Source organism: Streptomyces sp. NPDC054840 (assembly GCF_053611065.1).
Genome location: NZ_JBSGZP010000164.1, coordinates 1 through 12,287 on the forward strand (window position 1 = coordinate 1; position 12,287 = coordinate 12,287).

A 12,287-nucleotide genomic window follows, 5' to 3' on the forward strand; every position below is an offset into this window, starting at 1 on the left:
GCGCAGGCCGTTCGTAGCCCCGATCGTCACCTCGGTCGTGCACTCGGCAAGCAACTCCTGTCGGCGAAGTATCGACGTCTCAGCCGCTCTTGCCGCGAGCCACCACCCGGAACGTCTTCACCGACGGGTCCGCCGCATCAGGGACCAGCATGCCGTGCTCGACACCGCTGCGCAGATAGTCCACCACCTCCGCGTTGATGACCTCGCCCGGCGCCACCACGGGCACGCCCGGCGGATAAGGGCTGATCATCTCCGCGGCGATCCGTCCGATGGCCTCGTGGACCGGTACGTGCTCGGCCTCGGCGAAGAATGCGTCGCGGGGCAGGCGCGCCTGCTCCAGTTCCAGCGCTGACGGCCGAGGGAGATGTACGGCGGGCTGCCGTTCGATCGAATCGGCGCGGTCCACCAGCGTGCGCAGGGCGTCGACGAGGACCTTCTCGGTCTCGCCGTCATCCGCATGAGTGATCGACGCGCTGATCCGGCAGGTGTCGGAACCTCCCACGTCGACGTGACACTCGGCCCGCAGCCACTCCGCCGCCTGCATGCCGCTGATGCCGAGGTCGCGCACATCAAGCACGATCTTGAGCGGATCGAGTTCTGCCGCGAGACCCGCCTCGATCACCTCGCGGTCCATCAGCCTGAGCCCGGGAAGGCCGGCGACGGTCTCCCTTATCCGTGCTGCCCGCCGCATCGCACCCTCCAGCAGGTCCCGGCCGTGCTCCACCATCTGGCGCCGCCAGCCGTCGAGCGTGGCGTACACCAGCGGAGAGGCACTGGTCGTCCCCAGCAGGTCTTCCCGCTGCTTGAGCACGTCCGGCGAGACCCGGTCGTGCTGGAGGTGGAAGACCGAACTCTGCTCGACGGCTCCGCCCATCTTGTGCACGCTCGTCACGACCAGATCCGCGTCCGCGTCGATGCCCCAGGCCGGCAGGTCCGGGTGGAAGGGCAGGTGGGCGCCCCATGCCTCGTCGACGATCAGCGGCACGTCGAAGGCGTGGCAGACGTCCGCCACGCCCTTGATGTCGGCGCACGTGCCCCAATCGGTGGGGGTGATCAGGAGCATCCCCTTGGCATCGGGATGCTCCTGGAGCCGCCGCCGTACGTCGTCCGGCTCCGGCGGGTGTGCCAGGTGTCGTTCCGTATCGAATTTCGGGTGCACCCAGATCGGCTCGACGCCGTTCACCACCACCGCCGCGATGACGGACTTGTGGGCGTTCCTCGACAGCAGCAGCTTTTCGCCGGGCCCCGCGACCGCCAGCATCGCGGACTTCACCGAGAGCGAGCTTCCGCAGGTGGAGAAGAACGCCTTCTCCGCACCCACCGCATCGGCCATCAGCTCCTGGGCCTGGCTCAACACGCCCTGCGACTGCCGCCGGTCGTCCAGCCCGTTGAGTGCCAGCACATCCGCCCGGAAGACATCGAGACCCACGATGTCGGCAACTCTCGGGTCCACCCCGCGTCCCTGCTTGTGGCCCGGCGGGCCGTACGCGATGTCGCCTCGGCGTCGGAAGTCCTGCAGCGCCTCGAGTACGGGTGCGCGAGAGTGGTCCATGACACCTCCAGGTGAAGCTCTATGGATGATCCGGGCAGCCGCCGCTCGTGGGCGGGTGCGTATGAATTGCGTCTGCCCGGCTCCCCGTCTCCAATGCGCTCGGCTCGGGCCGGCCCTCCGCCTTCGCCCGCCTTCTCCGGGCCGGCGACACACCTGCGGGAGCGGGTGCCGCCGGCCGGGCGCGCACGGCTGTTTCGCCGTTTCGCACGCCCCCTCGCGGGCAGCCGCCCCACGGGGTCATCGAGACGGAAGGACACCGAGATGACCGAGCACACACCGGACGCCGCGCGGCAGAACCCGTACGAGCGCGCCCGCAGCAGCGAGGAACCGGGAGCCCACTCCGGCTCGGAGAGTCAGGCGCGGGAGCGCGTCGTGCCCGGCACGGCCAGCGCCCGAGAGGGTTACCACCAGGCCGGCACGGGCAGCGGGGAGCCCTTGGCCGGTGTCGAGGCCGCACCCGAGGAGGAAGCCGGAAATCCCTCGGAATCCGAATCCGACTCCGACTCCGGCTCCGACTCCGCCTCCGGGAGCCGGTGAGAGGGGACGAGCCATGGCAGTCACACGCGAACAGGTACGCGCCCTGCTCGATCTGTCCGGTGAGAACCACTCACTCGTGCTGCTGGAGGGTCGTACCGAGGTAGTGCCCTCGGACCGGCTGGCATCGGAGCCGTACTCCGGGGCGGTCGAAATCGCATCCGGCCGAGATCTGGCCGCGACACTTCCGGCCGGCACATCGACCGAGCAGGACCTCGACGCCTTGGCTTCGCGGCTGGACAGCGCGATCACGAACCTCGGCGCATGACCTGCCGGCCATGGCAAAGGAGGGCCTGATGAGTGAGAACCAGATGGCGGACGACGCCTATCAACCCACGGGCACCAACGAGGAGCAAGAGGACGCGGCGCCCCTGGACCTCCAGAACGCCGTGGACGAGCGCACCTACGACGACATGTTGGACGAGGGCTGCTCCCCTCCCGAAAAGCCCTTGGGCGCCACCAAATACGGCACGACGGCGGAGGAGCAGAAAGCCGGCGAAACCCTGGACGAAAGGCTCGCCCAGGAGGTCCCGGACGTGGCGGAACCCGAAGGGGACGGTCTGGGGGACCTGCCGGGCGGGCAGGGAGAACCGATCGACACCGAGGTGGGTTCCGACCGCGCCGGGCGACTGCGGGCGCCGGACGAGGGCGCCCGTACCGACACCACCAAGGAACTGATCGCCCAGGACGAGGGCATGGACGGAGGCGCGGCGAGCGCCGAGGAAGCGGCCATGCACATCGTCGAGGGCGGTCCGCCTGTCGAGGACGAGGAAGCGGACCCGACTGCCTGACCCGGCGGCCGCGCCCACCGTCGGCGCCCGACCACTCCTGCGCTGTGAGCGGGTGACCCGCGCTCGACCGATACACCGAGCCGCTCGCGGACCGCCACCATGACGGGCGCGACGCCGCCCCCGAGGGCCGCGACCACGTCACGTCCGGCTCGACGGCCGCGGCGGTTTCGAGGGAGGCCCGAGCCGGTATATCACTGAACCTCCGGGGTTCCAGGAGCGGGCTTCTGCCCGTCACTGGGGTGAGGGGCCGGGCCAGATTGCGGAGGCGTCGTCGCGGTGCGGGTCGGGCAGGCGGATCGGACGGACAGGGACGGTGTGTTCGCGTCCGTCGATGACGGCCATCCATGAGGTGGCGTGGCCTGAGTAGCACAGGGTCGTGAGGGCGAAGACGTTGTCGGCGTAGACCTCGACGTATTCGCCGATGGTGAGGATGCGCAGGGTGGCGGCGGGTTCGGTCAGGATGGTCTCGCCGAGCCGCGTCCCGTCGGTGCCGGTGATCCACAGGTTCTTGCCGTCGCAGCCGACGGAGAGGGTGGAACGGCCAGCGTCCGGGGTGTCGGTGCGGAGGCTGATTTCGACCGGCCCGGATACGCCGATGTCGCCGACCGCGTGCAGGGAGGGCCGGTCCGTCTCTTCGCCGAGCCAGGCGTTCAGGCCGGCCCACCATTCCAGGCGGGGCCCCGAACCGCCTGTGGTGACGAGGGATTTGGGCTGGGCGAGCATGCCGCGGCAGCGGTCGCCGGTGTCGGTGAGCCCGACCCGGCGGGGCGCGGTGTGCAGCACGACGCGGGAGCCGTCGGGGGCCGGAATGACGCGGGGGGCGTAGGCGCCGGTCGGGCCGAGGGGGCCGCGCCGGTTCCAGGGGCCCCGCAGGCTCGGGGCGGTCCATGCCTCGAAGCCGCGAGTCGCGCCGATGGATCCGAGCAGCAACCAGCTTCCGTCGTCGAGGCGTTCCAGGACGGGGCACTCCAGTTCGTCGACGTCGCCGGGTGAGATGAGGGGTGGGTGGACCGTCCAGTGCTCCAGGTCGTCGGAGGTGGCCAGAGCGACACATCCGCCGACCTCGACGGGCAGGGAGGCGTCGCTGGCGCAGACGACCATCACCCAGCCGTCCGATTCGTCGTCGCGTACGACGAAGGGGTCGCGCCAGGCCATGTTCTCGCCGGTGCGGTACCAGCGCGGGTCCGCCTCGACGACCGGCCCGGTGCCGTGGCGCCGCCAGCCCGTGCCGTCGGTGCGATCCGAGTACGCGAGGCCGACGGCCTGGAGTGGCCAGCCACCCGGGGTGAGTGCGGAGACACCGGTGTAGAACATCGTCATTCCGTCGCCGTGCCGGAACGGGTGCATGGTCCACACCGCCCGCTGATCGAAGCGGCCGGGCAGGCCGTTGCCGAAGGCAGTGCCCTGCGGCTGCCAGTGGACCAGGTCGCTGGATGTTGCCCTGCCGTAGGAGGTCTCCATCCGCAGATGGTCGAACTCCGTTGTCCAGGGCCCCTGCAGGTGCAGCACCGCGTACGTGCCGTCCTCCTCACGCAGGAGCGCGAAGTCGTTCACGCAGAGGCCGGGCGGGGCGTATCGCATGTGCAGTTCCTGTCGCTCGCAGCGCTCAAACGTGTGCGCTGCCCTTCGATACCAATCAGGTTTCTTGAGGAGCGGCCCAAGTAAATATGAACGCAAACGCTTGCGCAACAAGGGTGCCGGGTTTACGTTCACGTAACTCACGGATCACACCGCCGTGAAACCCAACAGGAGGAGCTGCGTCGTGACAGCCAGCATCAATGACGTCGCTCGCGCCGCCGGCGTCTCCGCGTCCACCGTGTCCCGAGCGCTGCGCGGCCGGCCAGGCGTGTCCGACGAGGTGCGGGCCCAGATCTCGGCCGTCGCCGCCCAGCTCGGCTACACCGCGTCCCGCTCCGCCTCCAGCCTGGCCAGTGGCCGCACCTACACCATCGGTGTCCTGGTCCCGTACGTCGGCCGCTGGTTCTTCGGCACCGTGCTGGACGCCGCCGAGAAGGTCTTCAGCGCCGCCGGGTACGACGTGCTGCTGTACAACCTGGGCTCACCGGAGACCCGCCTGCGTTTCTTCACCAAGCTGCCGGTCCGCAAGCGGGTGGACGCGGTGCTCTCCCTGCTGGTCCCCGATGAGGAGGAGGCCGCTGCGCTGCGCTCCCTGGGCGTGCCGATGGCCACCGTCGTCGGCGGCGCCCGGTCCGGCTTCACCGTGGTCGGCATCGACGACCGGGCCGGGACCGAAAGCGCCGTACGGCATCTGGTCAACCTCGGCCACCGCCGGATCGGCATGATCGCCGGGGCCAGCGGACCGCTGCACTGGACCACCCCCGTCGAGCGGCGTCAGGCCTACCTGGATGTCCTGGCCGACGCGGGGATCGAACATGACACAGCCCTGGAGGCGGACGGCGACTACACCGTCGAGGGCGGCGAGCGGGCCATGACCGAACTGCTGGCCGGCCCGCGCCCGCCGACCGCTGTGTTCGCGCAGTCGGACGAGATGGCGATGGGCGCACTGCGCGCGCTGCGGCGCCACCGCCTGAAGGTGCCTGACGACGTGTCCGTCGTCGGCTTCGACGACCACGAACTCGCCGAGGTGGTCGGCTTGACCACCGTCGCCCAGCCGGTCGCCGGCCAGGGCGCGGAGGCTGCCCGGCTCCTACTGCGGCAACTGGCCGAGCCGGGCGCCGAGGTGCCGGGGCATGTGCAGATGCCCATCCGTCTCGTCCTGCGTGAGACCACGGCCCCGCCACGCCCGCGTGGACCGCATTAACCCCTTCCAGACCCCCGCGCCCGGAGAGCACGTCCGTACTCCGAACCCTCGCAACAGCACTGACGCACGGAGGCACAGACCTTGAGTTCGACAAGCAGAAGGCTCCACAGCATCGAGGCGCACTGCAGGGGCACGCGATGAGCGCCTCGACGAACCTGCAGCCCACCACGGTCGTACGGCAGAAGCCGCTGATGAACATGCGGCAGATCCTGCTGATGAACCTCGGCTTCTTCGGCATCCAGTACAGCTTCGGGATGCAGCAGACCGCGGTGAACCCGATCTTTCAGTTCCTGGGCGCATCCCCCGAGAGTCTGCCGATCCTCAACCTCGCCGGACCGATGACCGGACTGCTGGTCCAGCCGCTCATCGGCGCCTGGTCGGACCGGACATGGAGCCCGAAGTGGGGCCGCCGAAAGCCCTTCTTCATCATCGGCGCGATCGGCTGCAGCCTGTGCCTCTTCCTCTTCCCGTTCGTCTCGGCGATCTGGATGGCCGTGCTGCTGCTGTGGCTCCTGGACGCGAGCAACAACACCGCGATGGAGCCGTACCGCGCGCTCATCGCCGACAAGCTCCCGCCGTCGCAACTCGGCAAGGGCTTCCTCGCGCAGAGCTTCTTCACCGGCCTCGGCATCACGCTGGCGAACATATCCCTGTTCGTCTTCCAGAAGGTGCTCAGCGGCTTGACGGACTCGGGAATCCCCTATTGGGTCTTCGGCGCGTTCATGCTCGGGTCGGTGTGCTCGATCGCGTCCGTGCTCGTCTCGGTTCTCACCACCCCGGAGATCCCGCCGACGCCCGAGGAACTGGAGGCGATGAAGGACAAGAAGGGCGGCGTCGGGCGGTTCTTCAAGGAGATCTTCGAGGCGATCGTCGAGATGCCGGTCGGGCTGCGCAAGCTCGCGCTGGTGTACTTGTTCCAGTGGTACGGCATGCTCTGCTACTGGCAGTTCGTGACGCAGTCGATCGCGAAATCGGTGTGGCACACGACCGACGCCGACTCTCCTGGCTTCTCCGAGGCGATCGGCTGGACCGGACTGGTCAACGGCTGGTACAACATCGTGACCTTCGCATGCGCCTTCACACTCGTATCGATCGCGCAGCGCCGGGGCGCGAAGTTCGTGCACATGGGGTGCCTGCTGCTCGCCGCCGTCGGGCTCCTCATCTTCCCTCACCTGTCGAACAAGTACCTGCTGTTCATCCCGATCATCGGTCTCGGTATCGCGTGGGCGTCGATCATGGGCGTCCCGTACATCATGGCGGTGCGGATGATCCCGTCGACGCGGTACGGCGTGTACATGGGGATCATCAACATGATGATCGTCATCCCGATGCTGATCCAGTCCGTCAGCTTCGGCTGGATCTTCAAGCACGTTCTGAACGACAACCCCAACAACGTGATCATGACGACGGGCGTGCTCCTCGCGTGCGCTGCGGTGGCCATGGCGTGGATCAAGGAACCGCCGATCGTCCGCAACATCGAGGCGGCCACCACCGCTCCCGGCGGGCACTGATGAAGGGGGCATCTGATGGCAGAGCCTGAGATCACCAACTACACCACCATCGTCGTGGGGACCGACGGGTCGTCTCTGGCCGCACCGACCGTCCGGCGCGCCGCGCTGGCCGCGACCCGGGAGGGCGGCGACCTGGTCATCGTGTGCGCCTACTCCGACATGCCGCGGCGGGCCGACGCGAAGAACGTCGCCACGGCCGGCGGCGACACGCGGGTCGGCCAGGTACTGGGGAAGGCGGCCGCCAGCGAGGCGGTGGCCGCAGCCGTCGCCGTCGCCCGGCAGCAGGGTGCCACGATCACCGCGGCGCTGCTGGTCGACGGCGAGCCCGCCAGGGCCCTCGTCTCGGTGGCCGAGGAGCGGAACGGGAACCTGCTCGTCATCGGCGCGCGACAGCAGCGCTCGTTCACCGAGCGGGTGCTGGGCACGGTCGCCGAGGAGGTCACGAAGCGGGCGACCTGCGATGTGCTGCTCGTGCGCCCGATGAAGGAGACCGGCGACCTCAGCGTCCCGGAGAGCAACAGCTGACCCGTCCGGAGAGCGGTCGCTGCGTGGCCCTGCCCCCCGATCCCCACGCAGCGACCGCCCTCACCCGGCAGCTCGTCGCGGGCTCACTCCCGAAGCGTGCACCACTCGTCCGAGGGGGCGGCCGCTGCCAGACATCCTCGGCCTCCTCGAACGACATGAACGGGACATCATCCGCGTCGGGCCGGGGCCTTCGGCCGTCCACGATCGTCTTGTCGTTCCAATGCCGGCCTCGCATCGCCGTCATCCCCAGCGTGCTGATCTTCTCGCCGCCCAACGGTACGTCGTCGAGGAATCGAGGCCGGTTCCCTCAGCCGAGCCCTCCCTTCCTCCCCGGCGAGGCCGAGCAGGTCGGACCAGCGAATCAGCACCACGTTCGTTTATGCGAGTCACTCCCCCGACACCGCCGTCGACCGGCGCCTGACGGTGTCCTCTTCCACGACAGCAGGCACCGAGCGCCCGAGGAACCCGCCCCCAGGTCCCGAAGGGCTGCGCCGCGAAGATCGCGCACCTGTCCGGAGTCAGCGTCGACTCCTCGCGCCTGGAGCAGGGTCGCGCGACCCAGCCCTCCGAGCAGGCCCTCGACACGCTCGCCCGCGTCCTCGACCCGGGCCGCCGACGCACCCCCGCTGATCACGGACCACCGCCTCACGCCGTTTCGCCCGGCTGCTGATGCGGAAGCCCCCGCCGGAAAGATCCGGCGGGGGCTTGTGCGTACAGCGTGCGAGGGGTCAGCCCTCCGACTGCGACGTCGCCAGGGCCGTGACCCGCTTGCGGACCATGAACCAGCCGCCGACCAGCAGGGCCGCGATCAGCGGCAGGCAGTTCACGGTCGTCCGGCCGACGCCGCCGCCCCACCACATCAGGCCCACGACGGAGGCGAGGAACACCAGCGTCCCGACCTGGGTGTACGGAGCCCAGGGCAGCTGGTACGAGGGCCGGGCCAACCGTCCCTGCTTGGCACGCGACCAGAACAGCAGCGAGCAGAGCATGATCATCGCCCAGGTGCCCAGGATGCCGATGGAGGCGAAGTTGAGGACGATCTCGAACGCCTCGCCCGGCATGACGTAGTTCAGGCCGACGCCGAGGACACCGAAGCCGGCGGTCAGCAGGATGCCGCCGTAGGGCACCTGGCCTTTGTTCATCCGGGCCGTGAACCTGGGCGCGGAGCCCGACATGGCCATCGAGCGCAGGATACGGCCGGTGGAGTACAGGCCGGAGTTCAGGCTGGAGAGCGCCGCGGTCAGCACGACCAGGTTCATCACGCCCGCCGCGCCCGGGATGCCGAGCTTGTCGAAGACGGTGACGAAGGGGCTCTGGTCGCCGGAGTACGAGGTGTACGGCATCAGCAGCGCGAGCAGCACCACGGAGCCGACGTAGAAGAGGCCCACGCGCCACATGATCGAGTTGATCGCCTTCGGCATGATCTTCTCGGGGTTCTTCGTCTCACCGGCGGCCACGCCGCACAGCTCGACCGAGGCGTACGCGAAGACGACACCCTGGACGACCATCAGCATCGGCAGCATGCCGACCGGGAAGATGCCACCGTTGTCCGTGATCGTGGACAGCCCCGGCGTGTGACCGCCGATCTCGTGCTGGGTGACGACGAGGTAGATACCGACGCACATGAAGATCACCAGTGCGGCGACCTTGACGATCGCGAACCAGAACTCCATCTCGCCGAAGTACTTCACCGAGATCAGGTTCGCGGTGAGGACGACGGCCAGGGCGATCAGGGCGAGGATCCACTGCGGTATGTCGCTGAACATCGCCCAGAAGTGGGCGTAGGTCGCCGCCGCTGTGATGTCGGCGACGGCGGTGGTCGACCAGTTGAGGAAGTACAGCCAGCCGGCCGTGTAGGCGCCCTTCTCACCCATGAACTCACGGGCGTAGCTCACGAACGCGCCGGAGGACGGGCGGTAGAGCACGAGCTCGCCCAGCGCGCGGACCACGAAGAAGGCGAAGACGCCGCAGACGGCGTACGCGATGGCGAGCGAGGGTCCCGCGCCGGCCAGACGGCCACCGGCACCGAGGAACAGTCCCGTGCCGATCGCGCCGCCGATGGCGATCATGTTGATATGCCGGGACTTGAGGTCCTTGCTGTAACCGGCGTCGCCGGCGTCGATGTGGGGGGTGCCCGTCGTTGCCGGAGTACCGGTGTTCCGGGGGTCGGCCACAGGCATGGTGCGGTCACTCATTCAGAAGTCGCCTTCGCTGAGGGATCGTTGGAGTACAGCCGGTGTTGGGGGGCACCGTGGCATGGGGCCAGGGGACACAGTCGCGGCAAAAGACGCCGTTTGACTGCGGCCTATATCACATACGGACTAAATTCGAGGCTTTCAAAGGTTACCGTTGAGTAAATTTATGACCACTAATCGCCTTGTGAGGTTCGCTGCCCGCTGTGCTGCGTGCACCTGCGCCTGAAGCACAGCCGAACGCGCATGTCGCCCAGCGGTCCCACCCGGCCCGCGTGTGGCCGCGGCCGCTGCGCCGGCTGCGAGGCCACTCGGCCCCAGGAGTGGAGCGAGGTGATGCGCACCCGGTACGACTCCTGACGACGGCGTGCGAATGCTGCACACCCGCAGGATCCACACCAGCACGCACGTATTCGAGACTCGTCCAGTGCGGCCCTAGTTGAGCTGACCAGGCGTCACCAGCCTTCGCCGGACCGCCTCGCGGGCGGTGGCGGCGTCGGTGGCGGCGAGGGCCAGTTCGGCCAGGGCGCGGCAGTCGGCCAGGGTGTGGACCGCGAGGGCGGCGCGGACCTCCGGGAGGCAGGCGGGCGCCATCGAGAGACTGGTGGCCCCGAGGCCGACCAGTACCAGGGCCAGCGCCGGATCGGCGGCCGCCTCGCCGCAGACGCCGACCGCGCGGCCCGCTGCCCCGGCCGCGCGGGCGGTGGCGGCGACCAGGTCGAGCAGTGCCGGCTGCCAGGGGTCGAGCAGCTCGGCCAGCGGGCCCAGGGTACGGTCGGCGGCGAAGGTGTACTGGGCCAGGTCATTGGTCCCGATGCTGAGGAAGCCGCATACCGCGGCCAGCCGTTCGGCCCGCAGCGCGGCGGCGGGGACCTCGACCATCGCGCCGGCCGTGGGCAGCCCGTGCGCGCGCACCCGCTCGGCGAACCAGGCGGCCTCGCCGGGCACCGAGACCATCGGGGCCATCACCCACACCTCGGCAGTGCTGCGCCCGGCGGCCGCGGCGATCGCGGCGAGCTGGGTCTCCAGCAGTTGCGGGTCCCGGGTCGCGGTCCGCAGGCCGCGGATGCCGAGCGCGGGGTTCTCCTCGTCGGGGGCGGTGGCGAACGGCAGCGGCTTGTCCGCTCCCGCGTCCAGGGTGCGCACCACCACCCGGCGGGCCGCGAAGGCCTCGAAGACCGTCAGGTAGGCGGCGGTCTGCTCGGCCAGGCCGGGCGCCTCGGCGCGGTCCAGGAAGAGGAACTCGGTGCGGAAGAGCCCGACGCCCTCCGCGTCGGCGCCGGCCGCGCCCGCCAGCTCATGCGGCGCGCCAAGGTTGACCAGCAGCGCGACCCGGTGGCCGTCGGCGGTGCGGCCGGGCCCGTGGAAGGCGGCCGCGCGTGCGTGGCGCCGGCGTGCGTCCTGCTCGGCCAGCCGTACGGCCGCCGGTTCCGGGTCAGCTTCGACCGTGCCCTCGGTGCCGCGCACCAGCACCGGGCGGCCGTCCTTGAGGTCACCGGCCCGCTCGCAGCCAACGACGGCGGGCAGGCCGAGCGCCTTGGCCAGAATCGCGGTGTGGCTGGTCGGCCCGCCGCGCACGGTGACCAGTGCCAGCACCCGCTCGGGGTCGAGCAGCGCGGTGTCGGCGGGCGCCAGGTCCTGGGCGAACAGGACGTACGGGTGGCCGGGGTCGGGCAGTCCGGGCATCGGCAGTCCGAGCAGCCGGGCGACGGCCCGGTCGCGCAGGTCGTCCAGGTCAGCGGCGCGTTCGGCGAAATACCCGCCGGCGGCCAGCAGCGCGGCGCGGAAGCCGTCGAAGGCCGCTGCCAGAGCGTGCGGGCCGTCGGTGCCTTCGGCGGCCAGCGCGGCGGCCCGGTCGGCCAGTGCCGGGTCGGCGGCCATCATCGCCTGCGCGACCAGCACCTCGGCGCCGGCGCCGGCGGTCCGGGTGGCGCGTTCGTTCAGCTCCTGGACGACGGCGGCCAACGCGGCGCGGACGGAGGCCGCCTCTGCCCCGGGATCGGTGACGGGACGCCGGGCGGGCAGTGCCGGCGGAGGCGACATCCACGCGACGGGGCCCGCCGTGCTGCCGGTGCCGACCCCGATGCCCTTCAACACGGTGGTCATGCCTCGACTGCGTCCAGGTCGGCGGCCAGCAGGCCGACGAGCTCCTTGAGCGCCTCCGGCCCGGCCTCGCCCTCGGCGGTCAGTTCCAGAGTCTCGCCGTGGCCGGCGGCCAGTGCGAGGACGGAGAGCAGGCTGCGCGCATTGACCGCGGGCTGCCCGGGGCGACCGATAGTGATCTTGGCTGACTGGCGGGCCGCGGCCTGGACGAGGAGGGAGGCCGGGCGGGCGTGCAGGCCGCTCGCCGAGCCGACGGTGATCAGGAGTCGATGCATGGGGATTCCTTCGCTGAGGCGG

The 12,287-nt window shown here is 70.1% G+C and carries 11 protein-coding genes and 1 pseudogene; 7 read left to right on the forward strand and 5 right to left on the reverse strand.

Annotation, left to right across the window (positions count from 1 at the left end; all coding sequences use genetic code 11):
• Positions 1-79: 79 nt before the first annotated feature.
• The gene (locus ACWGIU_RS14675; protein WP_453705770.1) at positions 80-1,552 is read right to left on the reverse strand and encodes an aminotransferase class I/II-fold pyridoxal phosphate-dependent enzyme; all 1,473 of its coding nucleotides are present in this window, start codon (positions 1,550-1,552) and stop codon (positions 80-82) included.
• 261 nt (positions 1,553-1,813) lie between these two features.
• Here ACWGIU_RS14675 and ACWGIU_RS14680 point away from each other — a divergent pair, with 261 nt between their 5' ends.
• From ACWGIU_RS14680 to ACWGIU_RS14690, 3 genes are read left to right on the forward strand one after another with little or no spacing between them, the layout of a single operon-like run.
• Positions 1,814-2,089: a hypothetical protein gene (locus ACWGIU_RS14680; RefSeq protein ID WP_453705772.1), complete on the forward strand. Its 276-nt coding sequence runs from the start codon at positions 1,814-1,816 to the stop codon at positions 2,087-2,089.
• Positions 2,090-2,102: 13 nt separating this feature from the next.
• On the forward strand, positions 2,103-2,354 hold the full coding sequence (locus ACWGIU_RS14685) for a hypothetical protein (RefSeq protein WP_453705774.1): 252 nt from the start codon (positions 2,103-2,105) through the stop codon (positions 2,352-2,354).
• 28 nt (positions 2,355-2,382) lie between these two features.
• Positions 2,383-2,877 (forward strand): DUF5709 domain-containing protein, encoded by a 495-nt coding sequence (locus ACWGIU_RS14690; RefSeq protein ID WP_453705776.1) that lies wholly within the window; start codon positions 2,383-2,385, stop codon positions 2,875-2,877.
• Between the two features lie 231 nt (positions 2,878-3,108).
• Here the strand turns inward: ACWGIU_RS14690 and ACWGIU_RS14695 are convergent, their stop codons facing one another.
• Positions 3,109-4,458, reverse strand: a complete 1,350-nt coding sequence (locus ACWGIU_RS14695; RefSeq protein WP_453705778.1) for a mucin-1 — start codon at positions 4,456-4,458, stop codon at positions 3,109-3,111.
• Between the two features lie 181 nt (positions 4,459-4,639).
• Between ACWGIU_RS14695 and ACWGIU_RS14700 the strand changes: the two genes are divergently transcribed.
• The 4 genes and pseudogenes from ACWGIU_RS14700 to ACWGIU_RS14715 form a co-directional block, all read left to right on the forward strand.
• The gene (locus ACWGIU_RS14700) at positions 4,640-5,659 is read left to right on the forward strand and encodes a LacI family DNA-binding transcriptional regulator (RefSeq protein WP_453705780.1); all 1,020 of its coding nucleotides are present in this window, start codon (positions 4,640-4,642) and stop codon (positions 5,657-5,659) included.
• 137 nt (positions 5,660-5,796) lie between these two features.
• The gene (locus ACWGIU_RS14705) at positions 5,797-7,170 is read left to right on the forward strand and encodes an MFS transporter (protein WP_453705782.1); all 1,374 of its coding nucleotides are present in this window, start codon (positions 5,797-5,799) and stop codon (positions 7,168-7,170) included.
• A 15-nt stretch (positions 7,171-7,185) separates the two neighbouring features.
• Positions 7,186-7,695: a universal stress protein gene (locus tag ACWGIU_RS14710; protein ID WP_453705784.1), complete on the forward strand. Its 510-nt coding sequence runs from the start codon at positions 7,186-7,188 to the stop codon at positions 7,693-7,695.
• Between the two features lie 480 nt (positions 7,696-8,175).
• Positions 8,176-8,408 (forward strand): annotated as a pseudogene (locus ACWGIU_RS14715) (XRE family transcriptional regulator); the annotation flags it as partial.
• Between the two features lie 15 nt (positions 8,409-8,423).
• Here the strand turns inward: ACWGIU_RS14715 and ACWGIU_RS14720 are convergent.
• The 3 genes from ACWGIU_RS14720 to ACWGIU_RS14730 form a co-directional block, all read right to left on the reverse strand.
• The gene (locus tag ACWGIU_RS14720) at positions 8,424-9,890 is read right to left on the reverse strand and encodes an amino acid permease (RefSeq protein ID WP_453705786.1); all 1,467 of its coding nucleotides are present in this window, start codon (positions 9,888-9,890) and stop codon (positions 8,424-8,426) included.
• 432 nt (positions 9,891-10,322) lie between these two features.
• Positions 10,323-11,993 carry a putative PEP-binding protein gene (locus tag ACWGIU_RS14725; RefSeq protein ID WP_453705788.1) on the reverse strand — a complete coding sequence of 557 codons (1,671 nt, stop codon included), beginning with the start codon at positions 11,991-11,993 and terminating at the stop codon, positions 10,323-10,325.
• A partial coding sequence (locus tag ACWGIU_RS14730) for an HPr family phosphocarrier protein (protein ID WP_453705790.1) occupies positions 11,990-12,287 on the reverse strand: 298 nt, incomplete at its 5' end. The genes ACWGIU_RS14730 and ACWGIU_RS14725, both read right to left, overlap by 4 nt.

Coding starts and splice junctions, on each gene's coding strand:
- ACWGIU_RS14675 (WP_453705770.1), bottom strand. CDS start 1,552: ATGGACCACTCTCGCGCACCCGTACTCGAGGCGCTGCAGGACTTCCGA.
- ACWGIU_RS14680 (WP_453705772.1), top strand. CDS start 1,814: ATGACCGAGCACACACCGGACGCCGCGCGGCAGAACCCGTACGAGCGC.
- ACWGIU_RS14685 (WP_453705774.1), top strand. CDS start 2,103: ATGGCAGTCACACGCGAACAGGTACGCGCCCTGCTCGATCTGTCCGGT.
- ACWGIU_RS14690 (WP_453705776.1), top strand. CDS start 2,383: ATGAGTGAGAACCAGATGGCGGACGACGCCTATCAACCCACGGGCACC.
- ACWGIU_RS14695 (WP_453705778.1), bottom strand. CDS start 4,458: ATGCGATACGCCCCGCCCGGCCTCTGCGTGAACGACTTCGCGCTCCTG.
- ACWGIU_RS14705 (WP_453705782.1), top strand. CDS start 5,797: ATGAGCGCCTCGACGAACCTGCAGCCCACCACGGTCGTACGGCAGAAG.
- ACWGIU_RS14710 (WP_453705784.1), top strand. CDS start 7,186: ATGGCAGAGCCTGAGATCACCAACTACACCACCATCGTCGTGGGGACC.
- ACWGIU_RS14720 (WP_453705786.1), bottom strand. CDS start 9,890: ATGAGTGACCGCACCATGCCTGTGGCCGACCCCCGGAACACCGGTACT.
- ACWGIU_RS14725 (WP_453705788.1), bottom strand. CDS start 11,993: ATGACCACCGTGTTGAAGGGCATCGGGGTCGGCACCGGCAGCACGGCG.